General features: G+C 42.8%; 24 protein-coding genes. 10 read left to right on the top strand and 14 right to left on the bottom strand.

Annotated features, from left to right (window positions below):
• Positions 1-42 precede the first annotated feature (42 nt).
• On the top strand, positions 43-537 hold the full coding sequence (locus DXX94_RS12930; protein WP_116001986.1) for an acyl-CoA thioesterase: 495 nt from the start codon (positions 43-45) through the stop codon (positions 535-537).
• An 80-nt stretch (positions 538-617) separates the two neighbouring features.
• Here DXX94_RS12930 and DXX94_RS12925 read toward each other — a convergent pair whose 3' ends face one another.
• Positions 618-1,325, bottom strand: coding sequence for a PEP-CTERM sorting domain-containing protein (locus tag DXX94_RS12925; protein ID WP_147302287.1), 708 nt, complete (start codon positions 1,323-1,325; stop codon positions 618-620).
• A 487-nt stretch (positions 1,326-1,812) separates the two neighbouring features.
• Between DXX94_RS12925 and DXX94_RS12920 the strand changes: the two genes are divergently transcribed.
• Positions 1,813-3,078, top strand: coding sequence for a S1 family peptidase (locus DXX94_RS12920; protein ID WP_116016470.1), 1,266 nt, complete (start codon positions 1,813-1,815; stop codon positions 3,076-3,078).
• Positions 3,069-4,031, top strand: a complete 963-nt coding sequence (locus tag DXX94_RS12915) for an FHA domain-containing protein (protein ID WP_116016468.1) — start codon at positions 3,069-3,071, stop codon at positions 4,029-4,031. Before DXX94_RS12920 ends, DXX94_RS12915 begins: the two co-directional genes overlap by 10 nt.
• Positions 4,032-4,159: 128 nt before the next feature.
• On the opposite strand, the gene trpS is transcribed toward DXX94_RS12915, so the two are convergent.
• Together trpS and rpe are read right to left on the bottom strand one after the other, a co-directional pair.
• Positions 4,160-5,164 (bottom strand): tryptophan--tRNA ligase, encoded by a 1,005-nt coding sequence (trpS, locus tag DXX94_RS12910; protein WP_116016466.1) that lies wholly within the window; start codon positions 5,162-5,164, stop codon positions 4,160-4,162.
• Between the two features lie 60 nt (positions 5,165-5,224).
• Positions 5,225-5,902, bottom strand: coding sequence for a ribulose-phosphate 3-epimerase (gene rpe, locus DXX94_RS12905; RefSeq protein WP_116016464.1), 678 nt, complete (start codon positions 5,900-5,902; stop codon positions 5,225-5,227).
• Positions 5,903-6,186: 284 nt separating this feature from the next.
• Between rpe and DXX94_RS12900 the strand changes: the two genes are divergently transcribed.
• Positions 6,187-6,846, top strand: a complete 660-nt coding sequence (locus DXX94_RS12900) for a TorF family putative porin (protein WP_116001992.1) — start codon at positions 6,187-6,189, stop codon at positions 6,844-6,846.
• Between the two features lie 181 nt (positions 6,847-7,027).
• Positions 7,028-7,231, top strand: a complete 204-nt coding sequence (locus tag DXX94_RS12895; protein ID WP_116016462.1) for a DUF2970 domain-containing protein — start codon at positions 7,028-7,030, stop codon at positions 7,229-7,231.
• A gap of 9 nt (positions 7,232-7,240) precedes the next feature.
• On the opposite strand, the gene DXX94_RS12890 is transcribed toward DXX94_RS12895, so the two are convergent.
• The 9 genes from DXX94_RS12890 to DXX94_RS12850 form a co-directional block, all read right to left on the bottom strand.
• A complete protein-coding gene (locus DXX94_RS12890; RefSeq protein ID WP_116016460.1) occupies positions 7,241-8,062 on the bottom strand; it encodes a Dam family site-specific DNA-(adenine-N6)-methyltransferase in 822 nt (273 codons plus the stop codon).
• An 82-nt stretch (positions 8,063-8,144) separates the two neighbouring features.
• On the bottom strand, positions 8,145-9,644 hold the full coding sequence (locus DXX94_RS12885; protein WP_116016458.1) for a hypothetical protein: 1,500 nt from the start codon (positions 9,642-9,644) through the stop codon (positions 8,145-8,147).
• A gap of 35 nt (positions 9,645-9,679) precedes the next feature.
• Positions 9,680-10,747 (bottom strand): 3-dehydroquinate synthase, encoded by a 1,068-nt coding sequence (gene aroB / locus DXX94_RS12880; protein WP_116016456.1) that lies wholly within the window; start codon positions 10,745-10,747, stop codon positions 9,680-9,682.
• The gene (aroK, locus tag DXX94_RS12875) at positions 10,747-11,265 is read right to left on the bottom strand and encodes a shikimate kinase AroK (protein ID WP_116016454.1); all 519 of its coding nucleotides are present in this window, start codon (positions 11,263-11,265) and stop codon (positions 10,747-10,749) included. Before aroK ends, aroB begins: the two co-directional genes overlap by 1 nt.
• Positions 11,266-11,415: 150 nt before the next feature.
• On the bottom strand, positions 11,416-13,476 hold the full coding sequence (locus tag DXX94_RS12870) for a type IV pilus secretin PilQ (RefSeq protein WP_116016452.1): 2,061 nt from the start codon (positions 13,474-13,476) through the stop codon (positions 11,416-11,418).
• Positions 13,477-13,487: 11 nt separating this feature from the next.
• Complete coding sequence (locus tag DXX94_RS12865) at positions 13,488-14,012, bottom strand: pilus assembly protein PilP (protein ID WP_116001999.1); 525 nt, start codon at positions 14,010-14,012, stop codon at positions 13,488-13,490.
• Complete coding sequence (locus DXX94_RS12860; protein WP_116002000.1) at positions 14,012-14,617, bottom strand: type 4a pilus biogenesis protein PilO; 606 nt, start codon at positions 14,615-14,617, stop codon at positions 14,012-14,014. The genes DXX94_RS12865 and DXX94_RS12860 overlap by 1 nt, the downstream gene beginning before the upstream one ends.
• Positions 14,617-15,207: a PilN domain-containing protein gene (locus tag DXX94_RS12855; protein WP_116016450.1), complete on the bottom strand. Its 591-nt coding sequence runs from the start codon at positions 15,205-15,207 to the stop codon at positions 14,617-14,619. Before DXX94_RS12855 ends, DXX94_RS12860 begins: the two co-directional genes overlap by 1 nt.
• Entirely contained in the window at positions 15,195-16,274 is a 1,080-nt protein-coding gene (locus DXX94_RS12850) for a pilus assembly protein PilM (RefSeq protein ID WP_116016448.1), read from the bottom strand. Before DXX94_RS12850 ends, DXX94_RS12855 begins: the two co-directional genes overlap by 13 nt.
• A 128-nt stretch (positions 16,275-16,402) precedes the next feature.
• On the opposite strand from DXX94_RS12850, the gene DXX94_RS12845 reads away from it, so the two are divergent.
• From DXX94_RS12845 to DXX94_RS12825, 5 genes are all read left to right on the top strand, one after another.
• Positions 16,403-18,988: a penicillin-binding protein 1A gene (locus tag DXX94_RS12845; RefSeq protein WP_258872162.1), complete on the top strand. Its 2,586-nt coding sequence runs from the start codon at positions 16,403-16,405 to the stop codon at positions 18,986-18,988.
• Positions 18,989-19,440: 452 nt separating this feature from the next.
• Positions 19,441-20,328, top strand: a complete 888-nt coding sequence (locus DXX94_RS12840; RefSeq protein ID WP_116016446.1) for a P-loop NTPase fold protein — start codon at positions 19,441-19,443, stop codon at positions 20,326-20,328.
• Between the two features lies 1 nt (position 20,329).
• Positions 20,330-21,220, top strand: coding sequence for an HAD-IIB family hydrolase (locus DXX94_RS12835; protein ID WP_116016444.1), 891 nt, complete (start codon positions 20,330-20,332; stop codon positions 21,218-21,220).
• Entirely contained in the window at positions 21,213-22,439 is a 1,227-nt protein-coding gene (locus DXX94_RS12830; RefSeq protein ID WP_116016442.1) for a glycosyl transferase, read from the top strand. The genes DXX94_RS12835 and DXX94_RS12830 overlap by 8 nt, the downstream gene beginning before the upstream one ends.
• A 79-nt stretch (positions 22,440-22,518) precedes the next feature.
• Positions 22,519-24,282 (top strand): sugar phosphorylase, encoded by a 1,764-nt coding sequence (locus DXX94_RS12825; RefSeq protein ID WP_116016440.1) that lies wholly within the window; start codon positions 22,519-22,521, stop codon positions 24,280-24,282.
• Positions 24,283-24,455: 173 nt separating this feature from the next.
• Here DXX94_RS12825 and DXX94_RS12820 read toward each other — a convergent pair whose 3' ends face one another.
• The gene (locus DXX94_RS12820) at positions 24,456-25,244 is read right to left on the bottom strand and encodes a PEP-CTERM sorting domain-containing protein (RefSeq protein ID WP_116016438.1); all 789 of its coding nucleotides are present in this window, start codon (positions 25,242-25,244) and stop codon (positions 24,456-24,458) included.
• A 355-nt stretch (positions 25,245-25,599) separates the two neighbouring features.
• Positions 25,600-26,976 carry an amino-acid N-acetyltransferase gene (argA, locus tag DXX94_RS12815; protein ID WP_116016436.1) on the bottom strand — a complete coding sequence of 459 codons (1,377 nt, stop codon included), beginning with the start codon at positions 26,974-26,976 and terminating at the stop codon, positions 25,600-25,602.
• Positions 26,977-26,982 lie beyond the last annotated feature (6 nt).

Here is a 26,982-nt window from a genome sequence, read left to right as displayed (position 1 = left end):
TCAGATTTAATTTATTCAGCAATTGCATAAATAGGGCTATTTATGACAACAGATAACACCCCCACAAGTAATACCGTAGAGTTTCGTTTTCTGGCTGAGCCAACCGATGTTAACTTTGGTGGCAAAGTACACGGCGGTATGGTGATGAAGTGGATAGATCAAGCTTCCTATGCATGTGCTGCTCAGTGGAGTAAACACTACTGTGTAACGGTATCGGCTAACGCGATACGGTTTATTCGACCCATTCTTGTCGGTCAATTAATTAGCATTGAAGCACGAATTGTTCATACCGGAAAATCGAGTATGCATATTTATGTGGTTGTGCGCGCTGGCGACCCCAAAACAGGTAAACAAGCGGTTACCAACCGATGCTTCATTACTTTTATGGCGGTTGATGATACTGGCTATCCAACGCCAGTTCCTGCGTATACGGCGATAAGCGACGAAGATAAGCAGCTTGAAAAAGTGGCAATTCAAGCGAAAGACTTTGCTAAAAAGCTCGATAATGATTTTGAAGAAAAATTAGGGTGGAAATAACACCACCCTAAACCTTAACGATAGACGTAAACAGTGCAGCACGGGCTGCAAGCTGCCTAACATTTGTCGTTGCAAAAGCGTTATAAGCGACGACGAGCAATTAAACCTAAGCCTAAGATTAACATCACCCAAGTCGTCGGTAATGGAACAGAAACTGCTGGCTGATTGTTAGATAGGCTGCCTCCAAAGGCCGCAGTTAAGCCACTCGTGTCTGTAAAATTAAGTGACAGCGTGTTCCAACCATCGGCAGTACCTGCAAACGTAGACGCTGAAATTTCAGTCAATACATAAAATGACTGGCCATTGTCGATATTGAATGACAAGCTGTCGGGGACGTCCTGCTCACCAAGCTCAATGCCTACTTGTTCAATACCCACTTGCTCAAAGTTTCCACCCAGTTCTTCGTATAGATACTCAATATCAAACGGGTCCCAGCGTAAAAATCGATCACTTGGGCCGGTTAATACTGCGACAGAAGCCGTGAGATAATTAGTAACATCAACTCCAGAAGGCGAAACAACACCATGCAAGTTGAAATTTAAATCTACGGTGTGATCATCACTTCCTTGGTAGGTGTAATGTTGCACCGCAAATGCTCGAGCGATACTGTTTTCACCAAACTCAGAACTTGCGTAGACTTTTAAGGTTGGCAAAAAGCCAAAGCCGTCAAGATTGGCATAGGCTCTAGACTCACCAAAATCACTATACCCGCTCACTGAACCTGAGCTTTGGTGTTGACCGCCTTCTTCATCGTAAGCAATGATATTAGGAAAGAAGTCACTATTCACACTACAGCTACTATGGCCGCAGTCTCCAACAACTTGCGAGTTAACATACACCCCCCAACCATCAATTAAAGAAGCCGAGGCTTGCTGTGAGAAAATTAGTACAGAAGAGAGAAAGGCTAGTCCTAGTTTTTGTTTTTTTAAGCATTTATTGCTCCTTGCTACTTGATAAAACGAGCTCTAGCAAGCAAAGGTAATACCAGTAAATTTTTAAATAACAATTTCAACAACTTAAACCAAATAAAATCTCAACCAACAAATCAACTGTAAAGAATAAAGACAACTTACTGCTTGTTTTTCAACCACTTATGACTGTAAAAGAAAAATAGTGCAAAACTGAAAGAAAAACCCTGCTGCATCGTACTGTTATCTGTAGCGCCAAATCGAGTACTCAACCAATTCATGCAATTAACGATTTTTTCATTTAAGTACTGTTTGTTACCTCAAATACTTGGCACAATGAATTGAATTAGAAGCAATGGAAGTCTTAATGAAGGTATTAATTACTCTGCTGTTAATCTTCAGCCCACTTTTCTCTGTGTTTACGCTGTCTGCAGCTGAACAAGCGGGCACGATTTTTAAACAGTTAGCACCATCTCTATACCAAATCCGGCTAATTGATAAGGCCAGTGGTGAGAAGTCAACAATTGGCTCAGGTTTTCAAATTACCGCCGACGGATTAATCGCAACGAACTATCACGTAATTTCAGGCCATGCCCAGTATCCTGAGAAATATCAAATTCAATATTTAGATCATCAAGGCAATAAAGGCGAATTAAGCTTAGCCAGTGTTGATGTTATCAATGATCTGGCCTTGGTTAAGCGCGACGTGCCTTCGCCAATGGCATTTTTCTCGATTGCAGATCATGCGCCCACCAAAGGTGAAAAACTCTATTCGTTAGGTAACCCGCATGATCTTGGAATGATTGTCGTTCCCGGCACCTACAATGGTTTAAAGAAAGAATCCTTTACTGACAAAATCCATTTTACGGGATCAGTAAACTCCGGCATGAGTGGCGGGCCTGTGGTTAACAAAGCAGAGCAAGTCGTTGGTATTAATGTTGCCACCTCTGGTAATCAGATCGGCTTTTTGGTGCCTCATGACAAGCTCGCTAAGCTGTTTAATGAGTATAAAAGCTCGCCCCCTGAAACCATAGAGCAACAAATGGCGGAGCAACTTATTGCTAACCAAAAGGCTATGGTCGATACCCTGTTGACCAGCCAGTGGCAGCCCAAAATGCTAGGCTACGGCATAATTCCAACCATAGATGTACCTTTTATCCGCTGTTGGGGTGAGTCAAATACCGATAAGCAAGATGCCCTTATTCAATCAGTTGTCGCCAATTGTGCAATGGATGAAGATACTTTCATCGATAACAACTTTTTTACTGGTGGCATCGAAATGCAATTCCAATATATGGAAACCAGTAAAATTAGCGATTTTAAATTTTATCATTTGTATCAACGTCAAGTTGCACGTGCAGTTGCGAGTAACAAAGCAACGAAAGACGATGTTACCGAATTTGCCTGTCATCACGATATTGTGATGCCCGCATCTAGCAAGATTAACAACAAAAGTATTTTGTGCACTCGCAACTATAAAAAGTTTCCCGACTTATTTGATGTACTTTATCTAGGTTTATCGGTTGACCGTGATACGCAAGCATTAATCAGCCACTTCACCATTGCAGGCGTCGAAAAGAACATGGCATTGGCCTTTACTAAGCAGTTTATGGAGTCAGTATCATGGAAATAATTATCGAAGAGCTGAGCAAAGGCCATAAGCTTATCAGCCGCCAAAAGTATAATAATTGCTCGGTAAAAATTGGCCGAGCCTATACCAACGACGTTATTGTTAGCGACCCTCATGTTTGCCCTGAGCACTTGTCGGTTAATTACAATGGCAAGGACTGGGTAGTAGAGGATGACAATAGTCTTAACGGCTCTTTTTTAGGGCAAAGTAAACAAACAGCTCATGGTCATATTGTAAAATCAGGCGATGTGATTGCCCTTGGCAACAGCCAAATCCGCCTGCTATTTCCACAACATCCCGTGCCAGAAAGTGTGCCATTTAGCGCCTTTGAAACGTTAATCAATCTTGCCCGCAATCCTCTGGTCATAGGGTTAAGTATTCTGCTCTTTACACTGGCCTCCGGCTGGTTAACTTACCTTGATAAAGGCAAAGAAGTTAACTTTACCCAGTTGCTTGTGCCTGCCATTGGTATGGCCTTGGTGTTTAGTATATGGCCAGCGCTCGTGTCCTTGGTATCGCATTTGACCAAGAATGACGCCAGAGTAATGCATCAAATAGGCACATGCTTTGTGTTTTTCTTGCTACTGATGCTGACGGATATAGTGCAAGCCTTGGTTAGTTTTAATACGTCCAGCAATTGGCCTATCGCATGGCTCACCTATGCTTTGCCTATTGGCGTGGCATTTACCCTGTTTTGGCTAAACTGCTATATCGGCTTTCATATGAGCGAGCGTCGACGTATGGCTGCAGCAGCAACCTTAACGTTAATATTCTTCGGTGGTGGAGCTTTGGTTCATTTCAGCAGACAACCGGAATTTAATCCTAGACCACAATACGATGCCACCATCATGCCACCAAGCTATTTATACTCGAGCAGCAGTGATGTAGATAGCTTCCTTGACGATGCTGAGAAATTATTTGAGAAAACACGCCAGCAATCGTTAACGGAAAAATAACCTCTACAGTTGTTAAGATCAAAAAAGCGAGCCTTGAGAACCAAGACTCGCTTTTTTATTTGTGTGATTTTTATTGTTTAATTCTTCATTATTTAAACAATAGGTTGGGCAGACTATTGCTGGGCAGACTAGGGCTTAGCAACAAAACCAATCGCGTCGTATACCTTCGTTAACACCTTGCTTGCATGAGCAGAAGCTTTTTCCGCGCCGTCGCGCATCACTTGCTCTAAGAATGCTTGGTCTTCACGGTACTGATTGTAACGTGTTTGAATTGGTTCAAGTAGAGCGACTACTGCCTCAGCAACATCACCTTTTAAATGACCATACATTTTATCTTCATAGTCAGGTACTAAGCTTTCAACCGTCTTACCCGTTGCACATGATAGCAATGACAACAAGTTAGACACACCTGGCTTTTCTGCCACATCAAAGTAAATACGCGCTTGCTCATCAGAGTCTGTTACCGCACGCTTAATTTTTTTCGTGATCTTTTTAGTGTCTTCTAGCAAACCGATAAAGTTGTTCGCGTTATCATCTGATTTTGACATTTTCTTCAATGGATCTTGCAAGCTCATGATACGCGCACCAAATTCTGGAATATGTGGATCTGGTACCGTAAAGATATCGCCATACAAATTATTAAAACGTGTTGCGATGTCACGTGTCAATTCTAGGTGCTGCTTTTGGTCATCACCAACAGGTACACGGTCTGCGTTGTAGAGTAAGATATCAGCCGCCATTAATACCGGATAGGTAAACAAACCAGAGTTCATATTAGCTTCTGATTTTTGCGACTTATCTTTGTACTGCGTCATGCGGTTTAATTCACCCATTTGGGTGTAACAGTTAAGTACCCAGCTAAGCTGTGCATGCTCTGGCACGTGTGACTGAATAAAGATGGTGCTCTTTTGTGGGTCAACACCACATGCAAGGTACAGTGCTAAACCATCTAAAGTCGCTTTTCTAAGCGCTGCAGGATCTGGACGAACAGTAATGGCATGTTGATCAACAAGCATGTAATAACACTCATGAGCGTCTTGCATATTAACCCACTGCTTCAGTGCGCCTAGGTAGTTTCCTATCGTCAATTCGCCAGATGGCTGACAGCCACTTAATACAATTGGTTTACTCATTTTGCTCTCTTATTTCTAAATTACTTAGTAGTTGCTTACTAAGTTAGTATAAATACTGGATTATTTGCTGGTTACCGATGCGAGTTCAGCGCGCATTTGCTCAATCACAGTGCGGTAATCAGGTTGTGAAAATATTGCTGAACCAGCGACAAACATATCTGCGCCTGCTTCCGCAATTTCAGCGATGTTATCCACTTTAACACCGCCATCAATTTCTAAACGAATATCACGACCGCTTGCTAAAATACGCTGTTTCACTGCGCGAAGCTTATCCAGCGTTGTCGGAATAAATGATTGCCCACCGAAGCCTGGATTTACCGACATGAGTAAAACAACGTCAAGGCGATGCATCACATGGTCAAGTATGTTCAATGGCGTTGCAGGGTTTAGCACTAAGCCAGCCTTACAGCCATGATCTTTAATTAACTGCAATGTGCGATCAACATGATCGCTTGCTTCTGGATGAAAGGTAATAATGTCAGCCCCTGCTTTCGCAAACTCAGGCACTAAGCTATCAACAGGCTTAACCATTAAGTGCACATCAATTGGTGCAGTAATACCAAAGTCACGCAACGATTGGCATACCATGGGACCAAAGGTTAAGTTTGGGACATAGTGGTTATCCATCACATCAAAGTGAACCACATCAGCTCCCGCGGCTAACACGCGAGCAACATCATCGCCAAGTCTGGCAAAATCAGCTGAAAGAATAGACGGTGCAATTAAAAATGAAGACATACATGTACCCTAGCAGAAAATCTGCGCTACTTTACCTAAACCACAGTCAATATTGAAGCGAAAGCAACAACAAACGTTCGATTTTTATGCACTCATTTGGACACACTTCGTGCTCATCTGCACTATTTATGAGCAACCTTCAACTCTACGGTAAGTAAAACCTTATTCACATTAACAATAAACCACTGTTATTATTAGAAATAAATGATTTTCAAGCAATTACTCAAATTAGGCACTTGCTTTGCTATATCTTTAGCAACAATAAAAACATAGAGAGTATACACATGAAAAAAGTACTAATGGGAATGGCGGTTGCTTCAAGCTTAGCAACTATGGTGGTAGTACCTAATCAAGCACAAGCGGCGGTCGAGGCTAATATTGGTGCAACAAGCAACTACTTATGGCGTGGCGTAAGCCAGAGCTCTGACTCTGCTTCAGTATCGGGCGGTATCGATTACAGTAATGACAGTGGCTTTTACGCTGGTACATGGGTTGGTTCATTAGGCGACGGTAACGGTGCAGAAACTGACTTCTATCTAGGTTATGGTGGTGAAGCAGGTGATTTTGGCTATGACGTTGGCTACATCTTATACCACTATGCAGACTTAGATGACGGTGACTTCGGTGAAGTTTACTTAAATGGTAGTTACGCTGACTTCAGCTTTGGTGTTGCTTACACAGTAAACAGCCAAGTTGACGATGGTTCACTATTCGACACAGGTGACATCTACTACAGCGTTGGTTACGGCTTTGAAGTAGCGAAAGAATACAGCGTAGGCCTTACCTATGGTTACTACGACTTTGATGCCGGTAGCGACAGCGATTACGGTCACTTCCAGTTAGATGTGAGCAAAGGTGACTTTACCTTTACGGTATCACGAGCTGATGAAGACTCTGGCGATGATGACACCAAATTTGTTGTGAGCTGGGGGACAACTTTCTAAGTGAAGCCATACTGAGCTAAGCTAATCCAAGCACAACAAAACTTAATACTAGGCACTTACATGACTTCATGTAAGTGCCTTTTCTTTTGTATTATTTAGCCAACCCCAACGTTATTGTCATTTTTTATACAATTTTGCATACTCATAGCAAGCGATCGTCGCATTGGCGAGGGATGAAAAAATGCGTGATAATGAAAAAGACCTAAGCTGGTGGCAAACGTTTAAAAGTGTTGGCGCGGCATTTTTTGGTGTGCAAAGCAGCACCAACCACAAACAAGATTTCAATAAAGGAAAACCAGTCCAGTTTATCTTAGTTGGGCTTGTCGCCGTGATCTTATTTGTGATGAGTCTAGTGTTGGCCGTTACCTTTGTCATGCCGGCCTAAATGGGGCGACTACTTATAAAGCGCCATTAATTCGCCCACTTTTTTGCGGTTAGTTGCTTTTTGACTAATGGTACGGGCCACATTTAGTTTGCGAATGCGATGAGCGTGCTCGTAAATTTTGCGTGTCCAAATCGTGTCGTGATTACTGATCAGCACACTCGTCCCTTTCACTTCTGCGACAGTTTCCTCCGCAGCATTAGCCAAATCCGCTTGCTCATCAAGACCAAACCCGTTTCCCGCATAGGAAGTAAAACTAGCGGTTTTACTTAGTGGTACATATGGCGGATCACAATAAATCACATCCCCTTGCTGAGCCCTAGCAAAGGTATCTCGATAGTTTTCACAAACGAACGTCGCCCGTTGCGCTTTTTCAGCAAATACCTGAAGCTCTTTTTCAGGAAAATACGGCTTTTTATATTTACCAAAAGGCACATTGTAACCACCTGACTTGTTATAACGACAAAGACCGTTATAACCGTGACGGTTTAGGTAAAGAAATAGCAGTGAGCGCTGATAGATATCGTCAGTTTCGTTAAATGTTTTACGCAAGTCATAATAAGCGTCGGCCTGATTATTTTGCTCAATAAACAACTTGGCGGCGTCATTAATATATTGCTCTGGCGTATCTTTAAGAATTTGATACAGATTAATCAAATCGCGATTGATATCGTTTAAGATATAGCGTGAAAAGTTGCTATTTAGGAAGACTGAACCTGCACCAACAAAAGGCTCAATTAAGCACTCACCTTTGGGGAGCATTTTGTTGATGACGTCACACAAAGTGTACTTGCCACCCGCCCACTTTAAAAATGCTCTGTTTTTATTGGTCATTCAGCCAACAATTCCACTACTACCATTAAATCGACTGGGGATTGTAGCTTGAATCCCTGCTAAGACCAATGTTTTTTAAGGGCTAACGGTTGCTTGCGGCCATTTCGGTAGCAATGGTTTTTGTTGATTTAATCCAAATACCTGACTGTTGCAATTCTTCACTTAATTGTTTCATTGCACTTACCGCCGCAGCACGTTGTGCATAAGTCATGGAAGTCACTACCACATAAGGCTGGTCATTCAAGAGACGCGTGTAGTACTGGTATTGCGTTAGTTGATATCGTTGGGCAAAGCTCGCTGCCAAGCTTTCCCCTTGCTGCTTAGTATTCTCTAGATTATCGCTAACATTTGTTAATGCTAAGTTTGCAAATTGAATAACAACACCTTCAATTCCAGTATTGAAGTATTTGGAATCATATGCCAGTTGCTCGTTATTACTTGCTGAAGCATTGTTGATCTTGTATTCAGCCACTACCTTATTAGCTGCTGCTGTTGGTACTGCAAGAAGCTCTTTAGCATCCCCCTTTAGCTTCGATACAACAGTTTCATTTGCTACTTTGTTATCCGTTTCAACAGCCGCTAATGCTGATAACACATCAATTGGCGCCGCTGGACCTGCATTAACAATTACCTCGCCCTTTGTCATATCTTGTGTCGTATTTAATGACGTTTCTGGTGACGTTCCTAATGACAATAACGCAGTTAATATCTCTTGCGGGTTTGCAACTTGTGGCTCAACTTGCAGGCTTTGAGCGCCAGAAAGAGCCTCGCCAATATACTCAGCCGTTGCGGTTTCAGTGGGCTGTTTTTTGCCAGTCTCACTAGGTGTAATCAATTCGTTTTCAATGGCAACAGTCGCTGTGCCTTCACTCAATTCATTTTGTTCAGGTAATTGACTAAACGTCATGGCATCACGTTGATACAAGACATAAAGTACAACAAAGGTCAGTGCCAGTAGCACAACTAGTGCAATCACTAATTTATTAAACGGTGTTAAGGTTAAAAAACTGACCTTCGATTTGAATAATTCAGCATTTACTGAAATTAATTGTCCATTGGCCGCAGATATCATCGAGAGTTTTTTATTGAATAAGCTGTAGTTTGTAACGATCAGCTTGCCCAAAGCCGTCTGCCCCAGCAATACAACGGCAATATCTCGGCCAGATTTTTTTGCAAGCTCTGAAAGCAACGTTAATTCATGTACTATTTGCAGAGACAAATGATGAGCATGTTCAATGACAATCGCAATTGGTAATTGTTGGTTGATATAGTGTTCAACAACGCTTTGCGTAAGCGATATTTCGGGATCGAATGCTTCACCTGGGAAAAGTTGTTCATTGATGCGAGCTCGCACTTGTACATCATTCAATTTGCTAGAGACAGGTACAAGTGCTGCATTAGTTTGTTCAGAAAGGGATTCTAGGTAAGTGCCGGAAATTGAGCCAAAACCAGATTGCTGATCGTCTAGCACCACCACCATATGGCAGGAAAACTTCAAAATGTAGTCAATGCGAGCATTGGTGCTTATTGACATAACATTCTTATCCGTTGTTTGATTTTCGCTGGTTGCTAGAGCCATCATGGAGCCATCCGTACTGAGCAGCCTCAGTCACTTAATTAATCCAGAAGTTGCTTTAGCTCCTCAATCGTCACATCACCCACAACTTCACTGCTACCAATGCCGGTAGGCAGGACAAACCGCAATTGACCAGCAACATTTTTCTTATCCCGTTTCATATGCTTAAGATAAGCATCAAGCCCCATATCGGATGGAGATGTTGTTGGTAAATCAAAATATGCAATCAATTGCTCTATGCGACGTAGTTCTGGCGCTAACAGCAAACCTCGTTCTACTGAAAGTGTCGAAGCAATAACCATACCAGCGGCTACAGCTTCACCGTGTAACCAAACCCCATAGCCTTGCTCAGCTTCAATGGCGTGACCAAAGGTATGGCCTAGGTTAAGCAAAGCACGCTTACCCGCTTCTTTTTCATCTTCGGCAACAATATCTGCTTTACATTGGCAGCAGCGAGCAATCACTTGCTGCAAGAGCTCTGGTTCTTGTGCTTTAATTCCAGCTTTATGCTCTTCAAGCCAAGTAAAGAACTCGGCATCGCCCAAAATACCGTATTTGATGACTTCCGCCATACCCGCAGCAAATTCACGAGCAGGTAGCGTATTTAAAGATGTAATATCAATCAGTACAGCGTTAGGCTGGTAAAATGCTCCAACCATGTTCTTGCCAAGCGGGTGGTTAATCGCAGTTTTACCACCTACCGAAGAATCTACTTGCGATAGCAGCGTAGTAGGTATTTGGATAAATTCGACACCACGTTGATAACAAGCAGCAGCAAAGCCTGTAATGTCACCGATAACTCCACCACCGAATGCAATCAAGGTTGAGTCTCGACCATGGCCATGCTCTAGCATGTGGCTCATGATGCGATCGAAGTTGGCTAAGCTTTTTTCTTGCTCACCATCTGGTAATACCAAGTAATCTACTTGAAAATCGGTTAGTGCAGCGAGCAGCTTCTCGCCGTATAGGGGAAATACAATGTCGTTTGAAATAACGCAAACGCGCTTTGATTTGATGTGTTGAGCGAGCGGACTGCTTTGCTCAAGTAGTCTCGGCGCAATATATATTGGGTAACTACGCTCACCCAGCTCAACACGCAAGGTAGCCATTAGAAATCTAAACGTTCAACAATCTTATGAGCAACAACTTTAGCGCTTTGATCGTCAGTTTGGATGATCACATCAGCAATTTCTTCATAAAGCGGATTGCGCTCTACTGCCAAGTTTTCTAGTACTACGCGAGGGTCTTCAGACGTTTGTAATAAAGGACGACGACGGTCACGCTGAGTGCGAGCCACTTGCTTGTCGATAGTCGTTTCAAGGTAAACCACAATACCACGAGCCGATAGACGGTTTCTCACTTGCGGACTAATCACTGAACCGCCACCTGTAGCTAACACAATACCTTGCATTTCGGTAAGGTCATCAATGACAGTTTCTTCTCTTTTACGGAAGCCTTCTTCGCCTTCTAAGTCAAAAACCCAAGAGATGTCAGCACCTGTACGACGTTCAATTTCTTGATCTGAATCGAAAAACTCTAAGTGAAGCTTATCTGCTAATTCTCGACCGATAGTGCTTTTACCAGCGCCCATCGGGCCTACTAGGAAAATATTACGTTTTTCTGCCATTAGACTTACTTAATTCTCGTAAAAATAGTGTAAATAGGTAAGAGGAAACTCCTCTCAAAAATTTCAAGGGCGTAATTATCGCAATTGTTGGCGGGAGAATGCAAGTAAGTGACCAAAAATTACGCCACTTACTTGATTTTTGAGGGCTTTTTAAAAATGTTCAGTAACGATGCGGGGCGTCACAAAAATAAGTAACTCTTTCTTTTCATTAAAGTTATTAGTATTTCTGAACATCCAGCCAAAGTATGGGATATCACCTAATACAGGAACTTTTGATACAGCACTAATAATTGACTGCTGGTAAATACCACCTAAAACAATCGTTTCACCATTTTTAACCAGTACTTGTGTGCCAATACGCTGTGTATCAATCGCTGGCGCTTGACCGCTAGTAACATCCGAAACCGTATCTTGTGTCACACCTAGATCTAGAATGATGTTGTCATCAGGGGTAATTTGCGGTGTTACCGTTAAGCTCAATACCGCCTTTTTAAATTGAGTTGACGTCGCGCCACTAGATGCAGCCTCTTGATAAGGGATCTCAACACCCTGCTCAATAAAGGCTTCTTTTTGGTTAGCCGTCGTAATACGTGGGCTAGCAATGATTTCACCTTTGTTCTCTTGCTCAAGCGCACTTAACTCTAAATCCAGAATCGTACCATCAGCTAAACGCGCAATTTGGAATGCAATGCTACCAGCTGGGTTAGGTACCGGAAGGTTAACGTTAAGGCGATCCGCAATGTCAGGTACGACACCACCACCGGCTGAATCTGCGCCAGTTAAACTGCCGGACGTCGAATATTCTCCGTCAGTATCTGTGATACCCCAACGAATACCTAATTGCTCGTTGATATCGTCAGTTACCGTAACCATACGCGCTTCAATCACGACCTGGCGCACTGGAATATCTAAAATATCAATCATTCGTTTGATATCTTCAATACTCTTAGCGGTATCTCTAACCAGCAACGTATTGGTGCGCTCATCAACCGACACGGTTCCGCGTCCAGATAGGATACTAGTGTCTTCATTCTTGATTAAATTTGCTAGCTCTGATGCTTTGGCATAGTTGATTTGCAAGTATTCCGAGTACAATGGCGCCAGTTCTTCCACCTGCTGCTGTGCCTGTAAGTTCTTAGCCTCACGCGCAGCAAGCTCGTCGCTAGGCGCAACCATTAAGATATTACCTTGCATGCGCTTATCAAGCCCCTTAACTTTCAAGATAATATCAAGCGCTTGGTCCCAAGGTACACCATCTAAACGAAGGGTAATGTTACCTGTTACCGTATCACTCGTGATTAAGTTGAATTCATTATAGTCAGCAATAATCTGCAAAACGGTACGTACCGAGATATCTTGGAAGTTTAATGCGATTGTGCGACCACTGAAGTCTTCTTCAGCTCCCAAATAGCCGACTGGTTTTTCTTCTTTGCGCACATTAACCAAGAAAACATTTTCTTGTTGGTCATGTTCAAAAGTGAAGTTGCCATCAACCTCTATCGCAAGCTTAGCATTGCGGCCTTCGCGGAAAGTTTCGATACCCGTAACAATGGTCGCGAAATCTGTAACATCCAACTTGTAAAGCATATCTTCAAGGATTTGCGTGTTGTAGAACTCAACAACAACTTTACCCAATTGATCTGATACGTCAGCAGCAACAACGCTATCGCCAAGTTCAATTATGACTTGGCCTTCGCCCTCAGCTGCACCACGACGGAAGTCAATCGCTTGAATGCTGTTAATAAACTCTTCACCAGCAGGTGCGACTTGTTCAACAACTTCAGCAGCTTGACCATATGTTAACGTAATAGCATATTGATCGCCTTCGATTGACACATCAAAAACCGTCAGTTTATCCAAGTTAATGGTTGCGACCATGTCGCCATCAACTCGGCTGAGTAAAATAGTTTCTACACCAGCATGGTCAACAATAGTTTCAGCGTAATCTTCTTCAAACTCAGGGTTGCCAAAGTTGACTTCTATCACTGCCGGATTTAGCGACGTTTTAACTGCTGGTTGCCCTAAAATTTCTTCAGAGAAAGAGAAAACCACTTCAATTTGATCATTGTGAATCGTGTTATATGCAATACCGATAAGATCTGAGGCATTAGCAGCCGTCGAGCTAATGAGGTAAAAGCACATAGCAATAACAATTTTTGCCCGTTTAGCAAGGGCAAAAACCTTATGAATTATTGTTGTATTAAATAGCATCACTACTTCCTTTACCTTTGACTGTCCAGTTCTATCATTTCAATTTCGGTTTCACGTTCTACCCAACAGCCTGCACCATCAGGGGTTAATTCGATAACTTTTACACTTTGAGAGTCGACTTCTGTAATTCTGCCATTGTATAAACCGACATAGTTACCAATCGAAACTCTGTGCAAGGTACTATCTGAGGCTTCAACTAAAGCCCAAGTAACACCACCTTCACCCAAGGTGCCACGCATCACTAAGTCACCCAGAGCAAACTTTTCCAGCGGTTGTTTACGGCGGCGAGGGTCTGGGCTTAAACAGCCAGAAATTTGTTGTAATTTTTCTTGAATAACTTCAGGGCGCGGTGCGACAAAGGGACTTCTTAGGTCTATTGCCGCATACTCGAAGTGGTTGAAAGTCGGTACTTCTGGCATCGGCTCAATGTAGCTTTTCGCATTGGCTTTAACCTTAGCAATGTGAATTTTTAAGTCGCTAGTATCATCAAAGCAACCAGTAAGCACTAACAGCGACAATAAGGCTAATCTTTTCATTACTGACCGGCCTCCTGATAACGATAAGTTTTCGCTTGTAGTTTTAAGTTAAGCGTTTCGTTACTGACTTGTGCAATATTTATTGTAAAGTCATGTAGCGTTACAATTCGCGGCAAGCCAGCGATTTTGCTCACAAAACTACCAAATTCGTGATATGCGCCAATAACTTCAATATCGATAGGCAATTCAATATAAATCTCTTTGGTGATTTCAGGCTGCCAATTTAGTTTGACAAAATCTAAACCGCTGGTTGTACCAACAAAGGTAATATCGTCAAGTAAGCCCGGTGTTTCATGACTTTCTGGCAAGCTACGCAGTTGATTTGCAAAAATACTTTCTGCCTCTGCCATCTGCTGCTGGAATAATTCAAGATTAGCCGCAACATGATATTTAGACTCATATTCTTGCTTCAGCGTAACTTCTTCCGCACGAACACGTTCTAATGTGGTTATTCTGTCGCTGACCATAGCAACATAAGATAAGGCCGAGACAACTATAGCTGTAAAGATAGTCAACACTACTTTAGCTGCAATAGGCCATTCGCCGATATTATCTAGTTCAAGGTTGTCAAACTGTTCAGCAAAATTACGAAAATCAAACTCCATTAATTGCCTCCTTGAAACGCTTGGTCAACAGCGGCATCAAGGTCACCCACAAGGCCTTTGATGGTCACACGCATTTTAAAATCACTAAGTAACTTAGTTGCTTCTTCATCAGTAATAATTGATTCAGGTGTCGCATCGGTGAACAAGTCAGATAAGTCAATTTCACGAATCATATTCGCTAAGTGGTTATTTGACTCGCTCTTACCAGTTAAGTGAATAATGTTACCTTGCTTTTCCAGTTTCGTCAGATAAATCCCATTAGGAATAATCTTGGCAATTTCATCAAGCACTTGCGTACCAACGTTTCGACTACGTTGCAGCTGTTCGATTACACTGATACGTTTTTGTAGGGCATCCTTTTTCTCGTTCAGAGTTTTGATTTCAGCGATACGTACATCAAGAATTTGAATTTCATTTTTAAGAAATTGATTGCGAGCCAGCTGGCCATCAACTTGCGCTTGGTAGTAGCTGCTGATCGCAAAAACGACTAAAAACATAAAAAGCCCGACAAAGGCTAATATGCTAATAAATTCTTTTTTCCTTGCCTGTTGCGCTTCTTCGCGCCAAGGAAGAAGGTTTATATATGCCACGGCGTAAAACTCCTTAACGCTAACCCTGCTGCTACCATTAACTGAGGTGCGACCTGCTTTAACTCGCTCTCAATTACATTGTCACCCATTTCCAAGCCTTCAAATGGGTTAGCGACAACAGTAAATATACCTAATTCCTCGGTAAGCAATTCTTGCACCCCTTCAACCAAGGCTGTGCCGCCTGAAATAATTAAATAGTCAACTTTTTCATGGCCACTAGAAGTCAAAAACATTTGAATAGCACGACGTATTTGCTGTACCAAAATCGTATGAAATGGTGCTAACACTTCAAATCGGTAGTTAGGTGGCAATTTGCCTTTAACTTTAGCTGATTCAGCCTCTTCAAAAGATTGATTGTAGTAAGAGACAATTGAACGGGTGTACTGTTCACCACCGAAAATTTGGTCACGGCTATAGACATGCTCACCTTGATTAGTGGCAGAAAACAGGGTCATGGTGGCACCAAGATCGACCATGGCAACCATTTTCTTATCTGCATCTTCTGGCAACTGCGCCATACACAAATCAAACGTTCGGCTAATCGCGTATGACTCAACGTCAACAACTTTAGTTGCAAAACCGCCAGCTTCGAGTGCGGCAACTCTCGCCTCAACAGACTCGGTACGAGCAGCACTTAATAGCACGTTAATTTTGCTAGGATCTGACTCGTTAACCGCTAGCTTTTCGAAATCTAAACTAACTTCATCAAGGGGGTATGGAATTAGGCTGTCAGCTTCAACCTCTATTTGGCCAGCAAGTTCATCATCGCTTAGCGCAACATCCATATAAATAATTTTAGTAATTACTGTTTGCCCAGAAACAGCAACAGCAGCTTGTTTGACAGAAGAGGAAATTTGTTTGCGAATTTTGGCAATAACTTTGCCAACAGCTTCAATATCTTGGATTTCGCGGTCAATGATAGCGCCGCGAGGCATAGGTTCAATAGCGTAGTCTTCTAAGGTGTAGCCATCATCTCCTTGACTCAATAGCACCGCCTTGACAGCATGAGAACCGATATCGATCCCAACCATCATTGATGCTTTCTTTTTCCATAAGTTGCTTAGCATAACTTCCTACTAAATCTATAGTTGTAATTATTTTAGTCATAATATACGCATAAATACATTTATTACATGGTTTTACACGATATACTAGCCCTAACCTATAAAATTTTGTCAATTTTTGAGCTTTTTCTGTGTTTTCATTTAAAAATTTAGCGAAAGTCGCTGTTGCGCTAAGTGCCATAGGGGCTGTATCTCTTTGTGCCCTTTATTGGTCAATGAAAGATGACTTGCCAAGCGTTGATTCGCTTAAAGATATGCGCTGGCAAACACCTATGCAGATTTTCAGCCAGGACGGTGAATTGATTTCACAGTTTGGTGAAAAAAAGCGTATTCCCTTGTCGCTACATGAATTTCCTAAACAGTTAGTTGAAGCGATTTTAGCCACCGAAGACGACCGTTTCTATAACCACTTTGGTGTTGACCCCATCGGCATGGGCCGAGCCATTGTGGGTAAACTTATGGGTCAAAATAAAGGTGGTGCAAGCACCATCACCATGCAAGTTGCTCGCAACTTCTTTTTGACCCGAGAAATTACCTACACGCGTAAAATCCGAGAAATATTTATTTCTTTTCATATCGAGAGCTTGCTCACCAAAGACGAGATCCTCGAGCTTTACATGAATAAAATTGAACTCGGTCATCGGGCGTTTGGTTTTGGCGCAGCCGCACAGGTTTATTACGGTAAAGAGGTCAATGACTTAACGTTAGCGCAAATTGCGGTATTGGCAGGCTTACCCAAAGCGCCATCGACACTTAACCCAATTAGCAGACCTGAACGTGCCATAAATCGTCGCACCGTGGTACTGCAGCGAATGCTAGTAAGCGGCTATATTAATGAACAGGAATACCAAGCCGCTAAATCTGCGCCGATTACCTCTAAAAAACACGGGGCAGAAATTACATTAGACGCACCATATATAGCTGAAATGGCGCACCAAGAAATGGTCACCCGTTTTGGCAAAGAAGAAGCCTACACTGGTGGCTACAAAGTTTATTTAACCATTCCTGCTAAACTGCAAAAGGCAGCACAACACGCGGTACAAAGTAACTTACTAAGTTATGATCAGCGTCATGGCTATCGCGGCCCTATTAAAGCGTTGCGCCCGCGTTTAGATGAAGAAGAAAACACGCTAACCGAAGAACAGCTTGCACAGCTCAATACCCCACTTTCTGAAGTAGAAATTCAAGAGGCATTGGCGAGCGTTACTAGCTACCAAAACTTACAACCTGCGGTTGTGATTGGTGTACTTGAGCAAAGTGCTATTGCCGTTTTGAGTTCAGGTAATTCTATTGAGCTGCCATGGCAAGGGCTATTCTGGGCTCGGGAATTTATTAGCGATCAGAAACAAGGTCCAGCACCTAAACTAGCAAGTGAGGTCGTTAATGTCGGCGATCTTGTCTATGTTGTTGAGCAGTCAGGTGCATACCGTTTAAGCCAACTACCACAAGTAAGTAGCGCATTGGTGGCATTGTCACCTGACAATGGTGCAATTCAAGCCGTTGTCGGGGGCTTCAGCTTTAAACAAAGTCAATTTAATCGTGTTACACAAGCAAAACGTCAAGTAGGTTCGAACATAAAGCCATTTGTTTATTCAGCAGCGCTTGAAAACGATCACACGCTTGCCACCTTAGTCAATGATGCGCCAATCAATCAGTGGGATCGTCGTTCAGGTGTTGTTTGGCGACCAAAAAATTCACCGGCTGAATATAACGGTCCAATCAGAGTTAAGCGCGCTTTAGCACAGTCTAAAAACGTTATTTCTGTGCGCTTGTTACGTGATGTGGGTCTTGGCAAGATAATTGACCACTTGTCGGGCTTTGGCTTCGTCCCTGACGAGCTGCCCGAAAACGAGTCATTAGCGTTAGGATCAGCATCGCTAACACCACTTGAAGTGGCAACCGGCTTTGCGACTTTCGCTAATGGTGGCTTCCTAATAGAACCATACTTTATCGAACGTATTGAAGATTCTTTTGGCCATATTGTTTATCAAGCTAACCCAGCTTTGGCCTGTGATCTACCTTGTTATCAATTCGCCAACCCAGTTGCTCCAGAAACCATAGCAACTGAGATGATAAACGATGTTGAACGCCCCACGGCAATACAAGCTGTTGATGCAGACATAGCAGGAGAGCAGCCATTGCAAACGGCGGAGCGCGTTATTAGTAAACAAAATGCTTTCTTAATTACCCAAGCACTCAACAGTGCTGTATGGGGTGCAGATTGGTCTGTAACACCGGGCTGGCAAGGCACAGGTTGGCGCGCTAGAGCGCTTAAACGTAGAGATATTGCTGGTAAAACGGGAACGACAAATGAAGCGAAAGACGCATGGTTCTCAGGTTATAGTCGCCGCATTGTGGCAACTTCGTGGATTGGCTTTGACGATCATACCCGTAACTTAGGTAAAACCCGCTACAACAGTAATTTAGGCAAAAACCAAATCACAGGTACCGAAGCAGGTGCAAAGTCAGCACAGCCAGCTTGGATTACATTTATGAAAGCTGCGCTTGCTGATAAGCCAGTTGAACCTTTTGAGCCTCCAGAAGATATTGTTTCTGTTCGTATCGACAAGCAGTCAGGCATGCTGACCACCAAAACAGATAAGAGTAGCATATTCGAATATTTTGAAGTCGGCACAGCACCAACCGAGTATATTAAGGTTGACGATAGCAGTATTATTCTTGATGGTGACGAAACCGCTGAACAAGAAATATTCTAGCGTTAATCTAACGACGGTATAAAAAGCGAATACACTTCTTAGTCAGAGCTGGTAATTAAGGTGTTGTTACCAGCTTGGCTTAGTAACGGTAGTATTGAATAGCCCAGAAAAGTATAGTCTATTGGCAGAACCTGTAAGATGATGTGCTTCTGCTGAGCCTCTCTGTTACTTATCTCTTCTATACCTTTCCCATACGCCTTTCTACTGTGCTTCTCTAATTATGTTTAGAAAACTAGTTTATTAACAAATTCCAATACTCTGTTCGTGCAATGCGATTTACCAGCACCAAACTGGTGCTGCACAATATTAGTGCAAACGAGTATTATTTGTTGCTATCCACCCTTTTCAAAAAGTAGATAAATAGCTGTTTATAAATGATAAAATTGTTATTCGACCGCTTGGCATAAAGCTTGTTAGTATATTTACAACTGTGACAAATCTATCAGGCTCCAATGCTTAGCAACTTTATTGAGCAATACCAACTACCAGCGAGTTTTGAGCAAACGGCTCGGCTGCATTTTATGCCACTTGCCAAGCATCTGACGGATAAAGTTACAAACTCACCCAACAAGCCATTGTTTTTAGGTATTAATGGCTGCCAAGGCTCAGGTAAATCAACCTTAGCGTCATTCCTATTTCACTATTTAACCGAGCAAGCGCAACTCTCAGTTGTGAATTTATCGCTAGATGATTTTTATTTTGACCGCATCACTCGACAACAATTAGCAAGCGACATTCATCCGTTATTAGCAACACGTGGCGTACCCGGCACGCACGATATCACCTTACTCGCCAATACGTTGCATGCCCTAAAAACGGGCAAACAAACATTACTTCCTAGGTTTGACAAGGCACAAGATAATCCTGCGCCAAAGACAGACTGGTCGGATTCACCAGAAAATACTGAAGTCGTTATTTTTGAAGGTTGGTGCTGGGGCGTTACCGCGCAAACAATGGCAGAACTTGCGCCAGCAATTAACTCACTTGAAGCAAAGTCAGATGCGACAGCTACTTGGCGTAACTATGTGAATGAGCAACTTGCTAACTACTATCAACCGCTTTACCAGTTGATGAATAGTTGGCTGATGCTCAAAGCACCTAGCTTTGATTGTGTTGCCCAGTGGCGCTGGCAACAAGAGCAAAAATTGGCAGCCCAACAAGCTATCGTTAATACTAAGGAAACCGCAAACAAGGTAATGTCCAAGTCACAAGTGATGGACTTTATCGCGTACTTTCAACGCTTAACAGAGCACGCCTTAGCGACATTACCCGAACGCTGCAATCTCGTGTTTGAGTTAGACCAAGAGCGTAATATTAACGCCACCGTAGGACGGTTTTAAGATGACAATAACGGCGAATAATGCCTTACCTATGGTTTTCACTGACCTTGATGGCACCTTGCTCGACCATCACAACTACAGTTTCGCTGCGGCAGAGCCGACACTGGAAAAGCTTAAAGCGCATCAAATTCCAGTCATTGCTACAACCAGCAAAACAGTTCAGGAAGTCACACATTTGTATGAAGCAATGGCCATTAATGGCCCCTTTATTGTTGAGAATGGTGCGGCCGTTTATATCCCAACATCCTTGTTTACTAAGCAACCTGATAACTGCGAGTCACAACCGCCTTTTTGGGTAAAAACCTTTAGCTCTCCGCGCTCAAATTACATTGCAATAGCAGAGCAATTAAAGCCAGAGTTTGGTCAATATTTTACCCATTTTGCAGCAATGAGCATTGAAGAAATTGCCAAGGTCACAGGGCTAAGTCTTGCCGATGCGCAGCTGGCAAATCAACGCCAATATGGCGAGCCTGTACTCTGGCGTGGCGGCGAAAATGAAAAGCACGCTTTTATCAATGCCGCTCAAGCGTTAGGTGCCAACATTCTTTTGGGTGGCCGCTTTATTCATCTGTGTGATGCATGTGATAAGGGTAAAGCCATGAACTGGCTAGCAGGCGAATATCAACACCAACTTCAGTTGGCGAATGTGAATGTGATTGCACTTGGTGATAGTGGCAACGATACTGCGATGCTAGAGGCAGCAGATATCGCCGTGCAAATTAAATCACCGACTCACACCTACCCACCACTTAACACCAGTAAAATAAATTTTATCTACCAAACTCAAGGCTATGGGCCAATCGGTTGGAGTGAAGCATTAAACTTCATCATCGATTTTTCAGCGCTTGCCACCAACCCCACAAAACCAACGGGAGAACTTTCTCATGGCTGATTTTTATCAAAATGGCAGTGTTACTACGTTACACAATCTAGGCCAACGCTCATACGAAGACATGGAAAAAGAGCTTGTCAGTTTTAATCAAACACGCCCATTAGGTCTATTATTACCCTCTTTATTTTCCGAATTAGAAGGGCCGGCGCTGGCAAAAATTATCGACAAAATAGCGCAAGTGCCTTATTTATCAGAGGTCGTTATCGGCCTAGATCGCGCCGATGAAGCCCAATATCGCTACGCCTTAGAGTTTTTTGACAAACTGCCACAACACCACCGTGTACTATGGAATGATGGGCCAAGATTAAAAGCGATTGATGCCAAGCTGCAAGCTTTAGGTCTGGCTCCAACAGAGCTCGGTAAAGGGCGTAATGTTTGGTACTGCATGGGGTATATCTTGGCATCTAATCGCGCCGAATCTGTTGCCTTGCACGACTGCGACATTTTAACCTACGAAAAAGACTTACTCGCCCGTTTGCTCTATCCAGTTGCACACCCTCAGTTTAACTATGAATTCAGTAAAGGCTTCTATGCTCGCGTTGCCGATGGCAAAATAAACGGTCGCGTTTCTCGCTTATTGGTTACGCCACTTATTCGTGCACTAAAACGCGTTGTTGGTCCGAATGAATATCTCGACTATATGGACTGTTTTCGTTACCCATTAGCGGGCGAATTCTCATTCCGTCGCGATGTATTAAATGACCTCAGAATCCCTAGTGATTGGGGCCTAGAGATTGGTGTATTAAGTGAAATGCACCGCAATTACGCCACCAACCGTATCTGTCAGGTTGATATCGCTGATGTTTATGATCATAAGCATCAAGACTTGTCACTGGATAACGCTGAAGCTGGCCTATCCAAAATGTCGATCGATATTACTAAAGCGTTCTTCCGTAAACTTGCTACTCAAGGTCATACTTTTAGCACTGAAACGTTCCGCTCAATCAAAGCAACCTACTTCCGTATTGCGCTCGACTACGTAGAAACTTATCGCCACGATGCGCTAATGAACGGTTTATCACTAGATATTCACAATGAAGAGGCGGCAGTAGAGATGTTCGCGAAAAACATTATGAATGCTGGCCAAACCTTCCTTGAGAACCCAATGGAAACGCCATTTATTCCAACGTGGAACCGTGTGATCAGCGCAGAACCCAATATTTTAAATGAGCTCAAAGAAGCGGTAGAGCAAGACAATTTAGAATTTATCCCAAAATAATGGGCTTTATTCGTGCTTAGCTCAATGCTTAATTCAGTGAGTAGTTCAGTTCTTAGTTTAGTAAAAAGTAGGCAATAAAATGGCAGAGTGTACCAACAGCACATTGGAGGTGTTAACTAACAAGCTAACGCAGCAACTAGCAGTAATTTACGCTGATGTTGAGCTCGATATCAGTTATCAATCGCTAGCCTTTAGTCTTATTCAAACCATGCGCTTGAGCGAGCAAGATGAGCCGCCGGCTCCCTACTCTAACCATTGGTCTGAACAAGATGTAGTGATGATCACCTATGGTGACTCATTACTAAAAGAAAATGAAAAGCCATTGGTGACATTGCAACATTTTGCTGACAATTACCTACAAGATCACATCAATAGCATTCATATTTTGCCATTTTTCCCTTACAGCTCCGATGATGGCTTTTCTGTCATTGACTACTCATCAGTCAACGAAGCATTAGGTGACTGGGGAGATATCACCGCAATTGCCAATAAAAAGCGGTTAATGTCAGACTTGGTAATTAACCATTGTTCGTCACGCAGTTTGTGGTTTGACAACTTTGTCAAAGGTGAAGGACAAGGTCATGATTACTTCTTTACTGCTTCTCCGCATGACGAGCTAAGTCAGGTAGTTCGCCCGCGTACTTCCCAATTGTTACGCAAAACGGAAACTGCCAAAGGTGAACAATATGTTTGGTGTACCTTTAGTCACGATCAAGTGGATTTAGATTTTCGCAATCCTGAAGTTCTTAGCCAATTCGTTAAAATTATTCGCCTGTATTTAGACAATGGTGTACGTATATTTCGTATGGATGCCGTTGCCTTTTTATGGAAAATTGCAGGCACACCTTCGATTAATTTACCGCAAACCCATGAGGTCGTGCGTTTACTGCGTACGCTAATCGAGCATGCGCAACCCGATGCGGTAATTATTACCGAAACCAACATCCCAAATACCCAAAATCTGACCTATTTTGGCAATGCTAACGAAGCCCACTGCATCTACAATTTCTCATTGCCACCACTCTTGATTAATACCCTGATCACAGGCAACTGCTTGTACTTAAAGCGTTGGTTAATGAGTATGCCACCCGCGCAAGATGGCACTACTTACTTCAACTTTATCGCTTCACACGACGGCATCGGCTTAAGACCCGCGGAAGGCTTATTGAGCGATCAAGAAATATCATTGCTGATCAATACTATGAAGAACTTTGGTGGTGCCATTTCATGGCGCACCAGTGAATCGGGCGAACAGAAAGCCTATGAGATGAATATTTCTTTGTTTGACGCTCTGCAAGGCACAGTTAATGGCCCTGATAAGTGGGGCATGCAGCGCTTTATTTGTGCGCATATAATTATGCTTGGTTTAGAAGGTATTCCAGGTATTTATATTCACAGTTTACTTGGCACGCGCAACGATTATGAGAAACTAAAGAACACCCATCATAATCGCGCCATTAATCGCCACCGTTGGAATTATGAGGCGTTAGAACAACAACTCGCCGATGAAACAAATCCGCATGCCAATGTACTAAAACAAATGCTGACGCTAATTGATATTCGCACCGCACAAAAGGCGTTTCATCCTAATGCGACGCAGTTTACGCTGCATTTAGGGCTCAACTTATTTGGTTTTTGGCGTCAAAGCCAAGATCGTCGACAAAGCATCTTCTGCATAACCAATGTGACCGATCAGACACAAGAATTACCTATTTCAGAACTGAACTTGATTATTACTGAACATTGGGTGGACTTAATTTCAGGGCAAAATTTTGATGATCTCACTCAAGCGATAGAGTTAGCGCCTTATCAAACAGTATGGATAAGCAATCGCGGAGACTAGATAACCAGTATCTGTAGCCGTTTATATTGGTAGTTTTTGTGGTCATTAGCGACGCCAAATCTACCTGCTATTCCTTATCCAATATAATTGAATCACTAAGAATTTTGACATTAAAAAAGCCGAATAGATTGCTCTATTCGGCTTACATCAATTATAAAACTAGCATTAGAAAGTTATTTTTGAACGCTTCGTTTACGCATAATTCCTAATCCTATTAATGCACTCGCTAATAGACCTATCGGGGCAGGCTCAGGTACATCGACAGGTGCATTTCTAACGAGTAAGTTGGCAACAGCGAAATGTCTTTCACTAATTATACTTGTTGTTGCACTGCTTCTAAGACCAAATTCAGCGCCATCATTTTCAGCGATATAGCCAACACCAGCGTGGTTTAGCGGGTCAAAAATAGAGCTAAAAATATTGCCCGTTAGAATGTTTTGGCTGGCTGGAAGACCTACTGTGCTAGAGGGATCTTTGGCATCAGCATAGGCTCTGATCTGCCCTTGACACGTGCGAGCAGAATCATCACTACAGGCGTTCGTTGCACCATAGTTAAACCAGGCTATTTGTGCATCATTAAAGTTATTACTGAATATTGATTTAGTACCAAAATTTTCAGCAAACCAAGTGGCGCCATAGAAGTTGCTCACACTGTACCCATCGACTAATCCACCTGACAGTGAATTCAATAGAGTGTTGGTTTCTTGACGCGTTGCAAAACGCCAGTCATCAGCTTGCCAAATAGCACCGTTGTTATCAGTCCACGATTGGTTTTCAATATCCAAACGCGCAATACCAAAGGTGCTATCAAGTGATAACCACTCTAAGTCTTGTAGCTCAACTTGTTGAGCTTGACCAAAATCGTTTTTAAACTCATGTGTTCCAGAGATAAGTCCAGCATTTGCCGTTGTCACAATTGTAGAAAAAACAAGGGGAAGCGCTAACTTAGTAAATTTATTCATAAGGAAATCCTACCTTAACTGCTTATTAAATTTTCCATCGTTATAAGAAGCTCAATTAAGCGCAGAATCATGGGTACAGTAAATTTATGAGGGGCTGTCATAGACCACAACGCACAATACCACTATCTTTGTTCGCACTTAATGACACTTATCGCTGCTTTTAGTTAGCACTTTTAATTAGAATTGACGCTGAAAAGCAACATCGCTTGTATAGCAAATATAGTGCCTAAAAGGTATGCATTTAGAAATGAAAAAGGCTGCGCAAAGCAGCCCTATTAAATTGTCACCACGTTAAGTTTACTTACTTTACCGAAAGTCTCACTTGGGCAAAGTATAAACGCGCTAAGGGAACGTGTTACGCAATGCCTTTTACCAACACCTTAGACTTACGTTGGTAGTTGTACATCTGCTTTTTCTCTTCCGGTAATTCATCAATACTGGTTTCAATAAACCCCTGCTCTCTAAACCAATGACCACTTACAGTAGTAAGTACAAACAACTGCTCTAGTTTTTGACGCTTGGCAAAGGCCTCAACAGCAGCGATCAGTCGCTCGCCTCTATTACCTTTGCGGTAATCTGGGTGAATGACCACACAGGCTAATTCACCCGCTTTAGCTTCTGGGTAGGGATATAGCGCGGCACAGGCAATAATCACTTCTTCTTTTTTCAAGACGATAAAGCGATCAATTTCTGTTTCTAGTAGCTTGCGCGAGCGGCGTACGAGTACGCCCTCTTCTTCAAGTGGCTGAATTAGCTCTAAAATACCGCCAACATCATCAATTGAGGCGGTAGCAATATGCTCTTTATGATCTTTGGCAATCAAGGTGCCTGCGCCATCACGGGTAAACAGCTCTTGCAGCAGCGCAGTATCACTTTGATACGACACACAGTGACAACGTTCTACGCCGTTTTCACCACTTTGAATGATGGCACGTAGCAATAACTGGCGCACATGATCCACTTCTTGCTTACCATAAGCATCCAATAACTCTTTGACTTTACCGACACTACAACTACGAATCAGCGAACCATCAGTATCCAGTAAGCCATCATCTTCGGTAAAAGTAATCAGCTTATCCGCCCCTAATGAAATCGCCGTTTGTGTAGCAACATCTTCCAGCGCCAAGTTAAACACTTCACCTGTGGTGGAATAACCAACAGGTGAAAGCAAGACAATTGAGCCATAGTCTAATTGGCGATTAATGGCTTCGGTATCAATACGGCGCACAAGCCCCGTGTGCTGATAATCCACCCCCTCTTTGACACCAATCGGGCGAGCAATCACAAAGTTACCAGTACTAACGCGAATTTGCGCGCCATGCATTGGCGAGTTTGCTAATCCTGTGGTTAGTAGGGCTTCAATATGAACGCGCAGTGAACCTGTAGCATCTTTGACCGCCATCAGCGTTTTCGGGTCGGTAATACGTAGATGCCGTTCAAACTGCTGATCGACACCGAGTAAATCGGCACGCTCTGCGATTTGCGGGCGCGCACCGTGGACAATCACTAGCTTTACGCCAAGGCTTCGCAGTAAGGCAATATCATGAATAATATTGGCAAAGTTTGGGTGCAGCACCGCCTCACCACCAAACATTAACACCACAGTTTTACCGCGATGGGCGTTAATGTAGGGAGCAGCGTTTCTAAACCACTTTACGTAGTCTTGGTTTTTTTCGCTCTTTTCAGTATTAGCGTTCTGACTTAATTGCTGACGCGCGTGTGAAGCTGGCACTAAAGA

The organism is Thalassotalea euphylliae, from assembly GCF_003390375.1.
GTDB lineage: Bacteria > Pseudomonadota > Gammaproteobacteria > Enterobacterales > Alteromonadaceae > Thalassotalea_F > Thalassotalea_F euphylliae_A.
The sequence above is the reverse complement of the archived record's forward strand: the minus strand, read 5'-3'. Positions and strand labels throughout refer to the sequence as shown.